The organism is Bacillus sp. z33 (assembly GCF_058313615.1).
Genome location: NZ_JBZFQN010000004.1, coordinates 30,569 through 42,539, shown reverse-complemented (window position 1 = coordinate 42,539; position 11,971 = coordinate 30,569). Strand labels below are relative to the sequence as shown.

Sequence of the window (11,971 nt, the reverse complement as noted above, 5' to 3'; positions counted from 1 at the left end):
TTCACTTATAAGTACACAACCTCGTAGTCAAGCTATTTATGGTAGCTTGGTAGAAACTTTCGGGCCATATCCCCAATATTATACGAGAATAACATTTAATTTTTACAACGTCATGTTAACATCGTGAATTCCAGCTGTCAATAAGACACTTATATTTTTTTGAAATAACAATTAATATTCGATAATAGATTAAAAAGAAATAACATTGCGGTTATATTTGGATAAATAGAGGTTAACAATCGTTAGTTCTAAGGATTTCATCTTTAGTCTCCTATTATCAAAATTGAAGAATCAGAGATCAGTATAGCTATTTACATTTAAAGCGTAATTTAATTGAGAATGTGATCAGATATCCTTCTCCTTCTTTATCACAATAACTAAAAAGAAAAAAATCAGAAGTTCACCATCTCCCTGATCCGCTAAAAATCAGGAAGTGATAAACTTCTAATGATTCATTTCATTACTTGTTTATATTGAATGTTACAACCCTGGAAACTTTTCTGGCGTATGACCATTAAAGTTAGATGCAGGTACGATTGTACCATCTTTCACTAACTCATATGCTTCATTCATTTTGGTAAGTGTATCCCCTGATAATTGATGGCGGCCTTCTTCTTTTATAAACCCAGTAGAATCTGTATCTGCATGAAGAACTACATTTTCACCTTTAAAGGTTCCTTCAACAACACCATTCAACGCTTTTTCAACATTCATGCCCATAAATTTAGCCGCAGATGTTAACACGATGTTTTCAGAACCATTTACACCGTCATCAAATTGGTCAACATCACAGCCAATTACTTTTACGTCGCCTTTCGCTTCCTTAACCGCTGTGAATACACCATTGCCAGTGCCGCCTGCTGCAACAAAGATTTGATCTACACCTTTTTTAATCAATGCATTTCCGATTACTTTTCCAGTTGCTTCATCTCCAAAAGATCCTGCATAGTTACCGCCAACATCTTTACCTGTGACATCTGTCCCTGCATAACCTGATAATTCTACAACTTCAACATTTCTTCCATAGTTTTTATTAACAAACTCTACGCCTGATTCAAAACCAAACTGATAGTTTACGTTTGATGGGTACGCAATCCCGTTTACAACCGCAACTTTATTTGTTTTTGTTTCAAGTGCCGCAGCCATTCCGGCAAAAAAGCCACCTTCTTGTTCGGCAAAAGTCATAGAATATATATTATCGAACGTTTTTTGATCACCTACAGGTGTAGGCTCAGAATCAATTAAAATGAATGATTTATCAGGATTTTCTAAAGCAACACTTGAAATTCCAGCAAATTGGAACCCTGGTGTTACAATAACATCATAATCTGCCACGATATCCGCAACTGCTTGTACACCTGCAGCAGGGTCGCCTGTTTCTTCTTTAATAGCCTTTACAGTTGCTGTTGGATTGTTCTCAATAAACTTCAAAATACCTTCATAGTTATTTTCATTAAAGTTGCCATCATCAACACCAGTAAGGCTTGTTACAATAGCAATTTTTAATCCTTCTCCACCTGATCCGGACTCTTTTTTATCTTCACTATTTCCGCACGCTGCCATAACAACAGTCATTAAAGCTAATAATAAAACCATTGCTATTTTTTTAGTACTTTGTTTCAAGAAAAGATCCTCCTCTGTTATTCAGTTAAATTGCAGCCAAAAAAGAATCTTATTACACCAGCTCTTGACGTTTATACATAGACTCATAGTCAAGCTATTTTCGGTATTTCCACAGAAACTTTCAGGCTCAATCTTTTTATTATATTGAAATAACATCACTCATTTACTCACTTATAATAACAACACAGACCCTAACCGTCAATAAAAAATGCGTATATTTTATAATAAAAGTAATTTAATGTTCGTATATATACTAGCAAATAAATGGAAGCATAAGTTTATTTATATAAAATCAACAAAAAGACGAATACTCCTAAAAAAATCATTTTAATTAAGAGACACATCGGAGGAAAACTTTCTTAATTTAAAAAAGGCAGCACCCTCCTTATAGAGGGCTACTGCCTCATTCAATACTAATTATGCTACACTCTCGAGTGCGTGGAGTGTATGTGGCAATAAAACAAGAGAATTTGCTGGATTTATCAACTCTTTCCTAACGACACAAGAAGCTTCAAGCACGTAAAGAAAATAAAAGCTATATAAACTTTAAGATGCCAACATCCGGCTAACCCAATCATGCTAGCAGGGTGTTGATTTTTAAAGAGCATCTTCCAATTCTTCTTCAGTGTACCCAAACATATAATCTTCATCTTTCCCGTTTGAAGCCCATATCTCTGCAGCTTCATAAACACTTAAAGATTCATCAAATTCATCCGATTCATCAATTTCCTCAGATTTCTCATTAAGTACACCATATGGAATAACGGGTCTGTGGTCACGTTCAAAAATAGCCATAGTTTATCCTCCTTTATATTTATAAAGCAGTCTACTCAAGGTATCCTGAGCTAATTGTACTTAACCATTATAATTTCTGAAATCATCCTCAGATTCATAGATTGAATCCGAAGAAATGCTATTCTTATGACCGCACTCTGTACATTTCCAAACATAGTGATGGTCATCAAAATCCGGCTGTTCGCTCAGGCATGCATTACAGCGATCGCAAAACCACACGATATCTGGGAATCTCTCCTGCATAATTCCACCTCCTTGTTCTGGATTGGCGCCAAGTAATTAATATACTCCTAATGCTTCTGGTGCTATGGCATGGCGTATTGAGCTCGTATGAATTAAGCAACACACACCATATACTAATATATTATATAATAATAGTAATATTATTCTGAATATTTAGTCAAACAAAATCCAATTCAGCTTATTCCACCCTATAGTTCATTAATATATTTTGTTAGCAAAAATGCTTCTCTACAATGGCATATATCTCCCTTTCCCTGATCAACTGTCGATATTGTGGCGATTTGACGAAAACCGAGCAGCCTTGTAAAGTCAAAGGACACATCTGGATTCAATACACGTACATAAATCCAATACAGGAAACATAAAAGGCAGCGCCCCCTTTTTGAGAGGCTACTGCCTAATTTCAATATGAGTTTCGCGACACTTTCCACGTGCATTGAGTGTATATGACAACACAACAAGAGATGTTGGTGAGTTTATCAACTTCTTTAACTATTTTCTTAAAAACGATACAGAAAGATTTTAAAAAAATTAACAAAATATATAAAACATAAAGATATTTTTGTCTATTTATTCACATAAGTTTGAAATTTTATTATTCTAATATAGTAATGAATTTCACAACTAAATAATATCGCTCACTATAATTTAAAAACATCTATGAAAGGAAGAACATCGTGTCTAAAGTTAAATTATTTATTATTGGAGCAGCTTCTACAGCAATTCTTTTAGGATTATTTTTAGTTTTTTTCGGAGATTCCAATACAAAAGAAACGATTATAGCCCCACTAGGGAAGGAAATCTATAAAATTACCGAATTAGAGGTTGGAGCTATACAAGATATCGTTAAAGAAACTTACATAGCAGGAAATCCAGTAACTACTACTATTAAACCTGTTGATAAACAAGGGAACTTTTTCTATAACGAGGTTATGGGAATGCAAAAAGAAATTGAACTGAAATATAAAGCATTGGTTAGATGGGGTTATAGAGGTGAAATTGACGAAAAAACTATCAAATACAATGAAAAAGAGAAGATACTGACAATTAAAGAGCCTCAACTAACTGCATTTTACGCAAAAGAATTGGTTGAATCCGATGATAATTTAGGATGGGTACAGTCCATAATCTCTCCGACATCCTATGATGATGCAAAAATATATGATAAACAAGCAAACACAATTATCGAGCAGACAATTAGAGATAATATTGAAACGGGTAGAGAAAAGGTACAAGACCATTTAAAAGACGAAATAAACAAATTAATTGAAAATAAAACAATCAAAATACCTATTAAAGATATTAATTTCGAAGAATCGGAAGAAGAGTTAAATTTAATTAACGAAGAACTAGAAGATCTTGAAATTACCCAATCAGAATCAGGAGAGAAAAACTAAAAAAAAGTAAGTAAAAGTAAAGAGTAAGGATAAAAAGGCAGCGCCCCCAAGAGGGCTGCTGCCTTATTTCAATACTAATTTTGCTACACTCTCGACGTGCATCGTCTGCGGGAACATGTCCACAGGCTGCACTTCCATTGTCTTATATCCATGCTCCTCAAGATACATGAGGTCACGTGCCAATGTAGCTGGGTTGCAGGATACATAGACGACTTTTTTCGGCTTCATTTCTGCGATGGTGTTTAAGAGGTTTTCGTCACAGCCTTTACGTGGTGGATCGACGACTAATACGTCTGCTGTGATCCCATCTTCGTACCAGGCCGGGATAACAGTTTCGGCGCTGCCTACCGCAAAGTCGACATTGGTGATGCCATTAAGTTTTGCGTTCTTTTTGGCGTCTTCTATGGCTTCTGGAACGATTTCTACACCGTATACCTTTTTCGCTTTTTTCGCTAAAAATAAAGATATGGTTCCAATTCCACAATAGGCATCAATCACGGTTTCGTTGCCTGATAGATTCGCATACTCCAGTGTCTTATCATAGAGGACCTTCGTCTGAGTAGGATTCACTTGATAGAATGAACGCGGAGAGATGGCAAATTTAACATCGCCGATATAATCATAAATCACATCAGCTCCCCATAATACAGTTGTTTTCGACCCGAGAATGACGTTTGTCTTCAGAGAATTCACATTCTGAATAATAGATTTAACCCCAGGAACTGCATCAATAATCTCTTTGATGATTTCTCTCGCATGCGGAAGCTCAGGTGTTCTTGTGACAAGGACGACCATAATTTCACCGGTCACTTGTCCATGGCGAACCATAATATGGCGAAGCAACCCTTTGTGGTTTCGTTCATCATAGGCACGAACACGGTACTTTTCACAAATCTTCTTCACTGTGCGGATCGTATCGTCGTTTTCTGAAACTTGAATCAGACATTCATCCATATTAATGATTTCATGCGAACGTTTCGCGTAGAAGCCAGCTACCAGTCCGCCTTCCATTTCTCCAACGGGAACCTGGGCTTTATTACGGTAATTCCACGGCTCACTCATTCCAAGGACTGGATGGACTGGTACATCAGGCAGTTTTCCGATTCTCGCCATTATTTCCCGGACCATTTTTTCCTTAGCCTTAAGCTGGCCTTCATATGATAAATGCTGCAGCTGGCAGCCACCGCATTGACGGTAAATCGGACATGGCGGCTCGACTCTGTCAGGACTTTCTTCCATTAGCTCCATCAAGCGCCCAAAGGCATAGCCTTTATTAATCTTGGTCACTTTAATTCGGGCTTTTTCTCCTGGAAGGCCAAACGGGACAAAAATCGGATATCCTTCTACCTTTGCTACTCCAGAGCCTTCATGAGTCAAATCTTCAAATACCACATCTATATAATCATTTTTTTGAATTGGCGCTTTTTTCTTTTCAGTCATTCTTTGCTAACCTCGATTTTTTATTGAGTAATCATGATTGTATCATAAAACAGGACAGACCGATAATCCATGGATTTTACCATAAAAAACCAACTTCTTAAAGAAGTTGGTCCAAATCTGGCTTTTCAAACACGGCATCGTCAGAAACAAGTATATGCCGATCCGTTATTTTCTGTTTTTCATGTACACCTTCAGGCACGAAAACTTCTAAATGACGATAGAGATTAACAAATTCAGCAGGTGCCAAACCGCCAAACTCACCATCTAAATTTAATTGAAGCTTTTCAGTAGAGTGTACTTTTATACGGTTCGCTTTCACATAAATCACGGACGGATCATGAATATGCTCTCCACGTAAAGCCAACGCCGCTATACGCACAAAATCCGGCAGATTAATTTTCTTTAAAATTAATAGCGTAAACATGCCATCATTCAGGGAAGCATCTGGTGCCAATCGCTCAAATCCACCAACGGAGTTCGTATTGGCGACAAGGAAAAGCATCGCATCACCTTCGAACAGCTTGCCATCATACTCGATCTTCATCGAAGTTGCCTTCAAAGATGGCAGCAACATTTCGAGTCCTTTCATATAATATGCCAGCTGTCCAATTCTTGTTTTCAGCTTGCTTGGTACTTCATATGTCAGTTCGGTTAACCGACCACCAGCTGCTATATTAATGAAATATCGATTGTCCATTTTTCCGATATCAATTGGAATCGTAAGTCCTTCAGCAATTGTATCCGCTGCTTCAGGAATGGATTTCGTTGATATACGTAAGGCACGGGCAAAATCATTCGTTGTACCCACCGGGATAATTCCCAATTTCGGCCGGTATTCCTGTTCCGCCAATCCGTTGACCACTTCGTATATCGTTCCATCTCCTCCCGCTGCGATGACCACATCATAGCGCCTTTCCACAGCAATTTGTGCTGCTCTTGTCGCGTCACCCGCTTCAGTAGTCGCATGACAGGAAGCCTCATATCCAGCTTTCTCTAATTTTTCCAAAACTTCAGGTAAATGTTTTTTAAATGCTTCTTTTCCTGAAGTAGGATTGTATATTATCCTTGCTTTTTTCATAATCAATCATCATCCTATTTTATAAATTCGGAGTTAATATCTCTGTTTCAAATTTTCTTATATTATTATACATCCGTAAAAAGACATTTGCTAATGTGTTTACTCGAGCTTCGACAGACTACTTGACACACTTTTCAAAATGGCATCACCATTACTGCCAACAGTTATGGTTGCAAACTTGGCATTTTGTTCTACTTCAGCTCCAGTTCCTTCTTCAATGAAAAAGTTTTCAATGCCATAGAGAATCGTATCGCCGTTGACCTTTCCTGTTAGGATAGCCTGATTATTTCCTGTATGTTCGTCTTTTGCTTCTTCTATAGTATCATATATTTCTTTAATTTGATAAATTCCCTTTCCGTCTTCTTCCACCAGCACATATACCTGGTTAGGAAAATTAGTTGATTTTACCTGACTAATATTATAGGACAATTGGACATAATCCCCTTGTAATAAAGACCGCGGATCCACCGGTTCTACTTTCAGGACAATATCAGTTCCATTACGTAAAATCGCTTCCTTCTGAAAAATGATAATTGACAGAATCAGCACCTGAAGTACAACGATCGGGAACCATTTTCGAACACCCCGCAACACAAATCCGAAACGCTCATGGTTACGACCGTCTTTTATACTTTTATCCATATAAATCGCGATACATAATAGTAGGACTGCCAAAATTGCAAACGTAATCGATTTATGAAGCAGTGTCCAAAATAAATCGTAATATTTATAGCCGAGGTATCCGATCAAATAAAGAAAAACAGAATTCTCAAGCCAGTGATTTTTCTTATTCACAACGCGATACGTAAAATATATCAGGAAGAAAAGATAAGTAAAGTTGTAAAGATAGTATAGGACAGTATGTTCTGAGAAGAATGTAAGAATAAGCCACAGCGTCAGAATCGCAACCAAGTTCCATCCTTTGGTATACGGATTTTTCAGTCCGAAGTATAAACCAAAGGTTAGGGCCATCATTATTATGGCAACAGTGTCACCGGAGATGTCTGGGAATAGTTTATAGAGCAGAAGCACACCTGCATATATGATTCCGCCTAATCCAAAAGGATACATCACTCGCTCTCTTTCACGCCAAGTTGTATAGGCTATAAGAATAATATAGGTTAAGAGAACAATAATGGAATGATTCCACAGGATGACGGATGAAATAGCCCCTCCCGACAGCATGATCGTGTACCGGAGAATGGAATCATTCCTTGAAATAGTACTTCCAATCGGTACCAGAATGACCATGGCTAGCATAAACCACATAATATACTCTCCTAACCCAATCAGGAACAGGATTCCAATTACCGATGCTGATAGAAGTAAAACGGCCAGTATAATGAAGACCAGCTTGATTAACGAAGAGAGAAAATGACTTTCACCGGATGTTTTCGATGCAGTGAGTTTTGCCAGCCATTTTGTACCCAGCACAACAAGAGCAATAGCCATAAGGAGTCCAACAAAATAGATTAAAAACCCATTAATCCATACTGAAATAATCAGGAACTGAACAATGAGATTGATTGAAATCCCCAAAGAAAAAATAACACTAACCACTTTATTTTTTCTATTGCTCAAATAATCATAAAGAATCCAACCTGAAACGAGCGCAATTATCAGATAGGCTAGCATTCCAGTAAAAGAAAACTCATTATTATTATTAAACAAATATATAACCGTCCATTTGGTTGTCAAAACAATACATAACCATTGAATCCACACGCTTGAAAAAGAAGCAATTAACCTTGACCCTCTAGTTGTGAATCCATACAGACAAATAATATTCATAAGAATAATCCCTAGTAGAATCAATGTATCTTCTGTATCACTTTTCGGAAGCCAGCTATTCAAAGGATAAAAATATGTATACACGGTTATATTCAAAAGTATGTATGACTGAACAAAAAATATCGGATAACGAGTAAACATAGCTAACAGAACAGAGGGAATCAGCCATACTAAAAATAAAGAATAGCTGTCTGCATGAGAATTATATACCTGACCCAGCAGAGCCACGGCCACACCAAAGGCGATTGATCCTCCCCAGAAAATCCAGGTCCCGACGTCCTGTTGATGTTCCTTCCATTTAGAAAATCCATAACTAACCCCATAAAACAGAAGCATTAGTGTTACAATTAACCCTATTTTCACATATCGATCCAACCCTCCCCAATTGGCTGCAAAAAAATAAATTATTGCGCTTAACCCAAAGAGCAATCCAATCAGATAACTTGTTTTGGTTATCTTCTCTTGTTTCATGTACTTCACCCCTTTTTTTACATGTATATTCCTTCTACTCCTTAAAAACCTACTATCTATATAGTAGTGGAAATAAGATGGCTGATTTATCTGATAAATGTATATATCTACCATACCAAACTTAATGACGGAGAGAAACACATAAAAAAAACGACTAAGATTGTCAGCTCCCTATCGCGTAACAAAAACAGAGCCTCCCGTTTAAACCCGGGAGGCTCTATTTTTGTTTATCTTTTTTGAAGCTCTTCCATAATCAGTTTATTGACCATTTGTGGATTGGCTTGCCCTTTTGTAGCTTTCATCATTTGTCCAACAAGGAAACCAACTGCTTTTTGCTTACCATTTTTAAAGTCCTCGATGGATTGAGGATTCTTATCCAAAATTTCTGTTACGATTGTACGCAGCGAACCTTCATCAGAAATTTGAACAAGACCTTTTTCCTTCACAATTGCTTCAGGATTTCCCCCATGCTCCACTAATTCTTTAAAGACAGTTTTAGCGATTTTTGAAGAGATAGTACCATCTACAATCAATTTAATTAAGCCTGCCAGTCCTTCTGGAGTGAGGGCTATATCATGCAATTCTTTTTGAGAGGTTTTCAAGTAAGCAGAAAGCTCACCCATTATCCAGTTGGAAGCCTGTTTAGGCTCTGCTCCTGCACTTATTGTTTCTTCAAAGAAATCGGCTGTTTCTCTTGTCACGGTTAACACACCTGCATCATAGGCCGGCAATCCCAACTCTTCTGTATAACGCTTAATTCGTGCATCCGGCAATTCAGGAATTTCTGCACGCACACGGTTTTTCCATTCATCATCAATATATAGTTCAACTAAATCCGGCTCAGGGAAGTAACGATAATCATCAGATCCTTCTTTTACACGCATCAATAGAGTTGCCCCGGTTGCTTCATCAAATCTGCGAGTTTCCTGCTGAATTTCTCCGCCTTCATTCAGTACTTCGGCTTGTCTTTGTTGTTCAAACTCAAGTCCTTTACGAACAAAGTTGAAGGAGTTTAAGTTCTTCAATTCTGTCTTCGTACCAAACTCTTCCTGACCATACGGACGTAAGGAAATATTCGCATCACAACGTAAGCTTCCTTCTTCCATCTTACAATCGGATACACCAGTATACTGAATTATCGTTTTCAGTTTATCAAGGTAAGCATAGGCTTCCTCCGGCGTACGAATATCCGGTTCAGAAACGATCTCAATAAGCGGGGTTCCCTGCCTGTTATAATCACACAAGGAATAGCCATCAGCAGTATGCGTCAATTTCCCTGCATCTTCTTCTAAGTGAAGGCGTGTAATTCCGATTCTTTTCTTCTCGCCATTTACTTCAATTTCAATCCAGCCATTTTCCCCAATCGGTTTATCAAATTGTGAAATCTGATAAGCCTTCGGATTATCAGGATAAAAATAGTTTTTACGATCAAATTTTGTATCAGTCGCCACTTCACAGTTAAGCGCCATCGCTGCTTTCATCGCATATTCGACCGCTTTTTTATTTAACACCGGCAAAACACCCGGGTATCCAAGATCGATAACGGAAGTATTTGTATTAGGCTCCGCTCCAAACTGGTTCGGAGAGGAAGAGAATATTTTTGATTCCGTTTTTAATTCAACATGGACCTCAAGACCGATAACTGTTTCGTATTTCATTACTCCACCTCCTGTAGAGAGGGTTTTTGTTTATGAAAGTCTGTTGCCTGCTCATATGCATGGGCAACTTTATATACTGTGCTTTCATCAAAATGCTTCCCGATAATTTGCAAACCTAGCGGCAAGCCGTTGCTAAAGCCATTTGGCACGGATATTCCCGGTACACCGGCAAGATTGACAGGAATGGTTAAAATATCATTCATGTACATAGTCATCGGATCATTTGTGTTTTCACCCAGTTTAAATGCAGGTGTCGGTGTAGTTGGTCCTACAATGACATCATATTGATCAAATATTTTTTCAAAATCCTGTTTAATCAATGTACGGACCTTTTGCGCTTTTTTATAGTATGCATCATAGTAACCAGAACTAAGTGCAAATGTACCAAGCATAATCCGTCTTTTTACTTCATCTCCAAAACCTTCTGCTCTAGTTTGTTTATACATTTCGAGTAAGTTTTGCGGATTATCCGTTCGGTGGCCATAACGCACACCGTCAAAACGAGAAAGATTTGCAGATGCTTCAGATGAAGATAATAAATAGTACGTTGACAGAGCGTATTTAGAATGCGGCAGAGATACCTCTTCGTATGTAGCCCCCAATTTCTCCAGAACTGCCAATGAATCCAGAACAGACTGACGTACTTCTGCACTAACACCTTCCCCTAGATATTCTTTAGGAACAGCTATCTTAAGACCCTTTACATCACCTGTTAAAGACTTTGTAAAATCAGGGACTTCAATATGCGCTGAAGTTCCATCCATTGGATCTAGACCGGCAATGGCATTTAATAGATAGGCATTATCCTCTACCGTACGTGTAATTGGTCCGATTTGATCAAGTGAAGATGCAAATGCCACTAAACCATAGCGGGAAACACGCCCGTAAGTCGGCTTCATTCCTACAACACCGCAGAAGGATGCGGGCTGACGAATGGAACCGCCTGTGTCTGAGCCTAAGCTAAACGGAACTTCTCCGGCTGCAACCGCCGCAGCTGAACCACCGGAAGAGCCGCCAGGTACTCTATCTAAATCCCACGGATTAGCTGTTTTTTCATATCCTGAGTTTTCAGTGGAAGAACCCATGGCGAACTCATCCATATTTAACTTACCAATCGTAATCGTTTTTTCTTTTTTCAACTTCTCAATAACAGTTGCATCGTAAATTGGGTTAAAGTTGTCCAATATCTTACTGGCACAGGTTGTGCGTAAATCCTTTGTGACAATATTATCTTTGATTCCGATTGGCATACCAAATAAAGGACCGCCAATTTCACCGGAAACAAGCTGTTGATCCAGTTTTTCAGCTTCCTTGTAGGCATTTTCCTCATTTAATGTTAGAAAAGATTTTACATTGCCTTCTACTTTTTTAATTCTGGTAAAGGACTCAGAAACCAAATCCGTTACTGATAATTCCTTTTTGCGAAGCGACTCATGCAAGTCAGCTATTTTACGATCAAATAAAGACATGATTTT

At 38.0% G+C, this 11,971-nt stretch carries 9 protein-coding genes and 1 riboswitch; of the genes, 1 reads left to right on the top strand and 8 read right to left on the bottom strand.

Translation table 11 applies throughout. From position 1 onward, the window contains the following. Positions 1-4 precede the first annotated feature (4 nt). Positions 5-106, bottom strand: a riboswitch (purine riboswitch). Positions 107-480: 374 nt separating this feature from the next. The 3 genes from AC4G3L_RS14850 to AC4G3L_RS14840 all read right to left on the bottom strand — a co-directional run bounded on the left by AC4G3L_RS14850 (position 481) and on the right by AC4G3L_RS14840 (position 2,661). Further along, the gene (locus tag AC4G3L_RS14850) at positions 481-1,623 is read right to left on the bottom strand and encodes a BMP family lipoprotein (RefSeq protein WP_491077777.1); all 1,143 of its coding nucleotides are present in this window, start codon (positions 1,621-1,623) and stop codon (positions 481-483) included. Positions 1,624-2,220: 597 nt separating this feature from the next. After that, a complete protein-coding gene (locus tag AC4G3L_RS14845) occupies positions 2,221-2,418 on the bottom strand; it encodes a hypothetical protein (RefSeq protein ID WP_491077776.1) in 198 nt (65 codons plus the stop codon). Between the two features lie 60 nt (positions 2,419-2,478). Further along, positions 2,479-2,661 (bottom strand): Sec23/Sec24 zinc finger-containing protein, encoded by a 183-nt coding sequence (locus AC4G3L_RS14840; protein WP_491077775.1) that lies wholly within the window; start codon positions 2,659-2,661, stop codon positions 2,479-2,481. Between the two features lie 677 nt (positions 2,662-3,338). On the opposite strand from AC4G3L_RS14840, the gene AC4G3L_RS14835 reads away from it, so the two are divergent. Beyond that, positions 3,339-4,058 (top strand): hypothetical protein, encoded by a 720-nt coding sequence (locus AC4G3L_RS14835; RefSeq protein ID WP_491077774.1) that lies wholly within the window; start codon positions 3,339-3,341, stop codon positions 4,056-4,058. Between the two features lie 63 nt (positions 4,059-4,121). Here the strand turns inward: AC4G3L_RS14835 and rlmD are convergent, their stop codons facing one another. The 5 genes from rlmD to gatA form a co-directional block, all read right to left on the bottom strand. Next, the gene (gene rlmD, locus AC4G3L_RS14830) at positions 4,122-5,498 is read right to left on the bottom strand and encodes a 23S rRNA (uracil(1939)-C(5))-methyltransferase RlmD (RefSeq protein WP_491077773.1); all 1,377 of its coding nucleotides are present in this window, start codon (positions 5,496-5,498) and stop codon (positions 4,122-4,124) included. Positions 5,499-5,595: 97 nt separating this feature from the next. Continuing rightward, positions 5,596-6,576 carry a diacylglycerol kinase gene (locus tag AC4G3L_RS14825; protein ID WP_491077772.1) on the bottom strand — a complete coding sequence of 327 codons (981 nt, stop codon included), beginning with the start codon at positions 6,574-6,576 and terminating at the stop codon, positions 5,596-5,598. Between the two features lie 99 nt (positions 6,577-6,675). Continuing rightward, complete coding sequence (locus AC4G3L_RS14820) at positions 6,676-8,838, bottom strand: GDYXXLXY domain-containing protein (RefSeq protein ID WP_491077771.1); 2,163 nt, start codon at positions 8,836-8,838, stop codon at positions 6,676-6,678. A gap of 227 nt (positions 8,839-9,065) precedes the next feature. Continuing rightward, positions 9,066-10,496 (bottom strand): Asp-tRNA(Asn)/Glu-tRNA(Gln) amidotransferase subunit GatB, encoded by a 1,431-nt coding sequence (gatB, locus tag AC4G3L_RS14815; protein ID WP_491077770.1) that lies wholly within the window; start codon positions 10,494-10,496, stop codon positions 9,066-9,068. Further along, the gene (gatA, locus tag AC4G3L_RS14810) at positions 10,496-11,965 is read right to left on the bottom strand and encodes an Asp-tRNA(Asn)/Glu-tRNA(Gln) amidotransferase subunit GatA (RefSeq protein ID WP_491077769.1); all 1,470 of its coding nucleotides are present in this window, start codon (positions 11,963-11,965) and stop codon (positions 10,496-10,498) included. Before gatA ends, gatB begins: the two co-directional genes overlap by 1 nt. Positions 11,966-11,971: the final 6 nt, after the last annotated feature.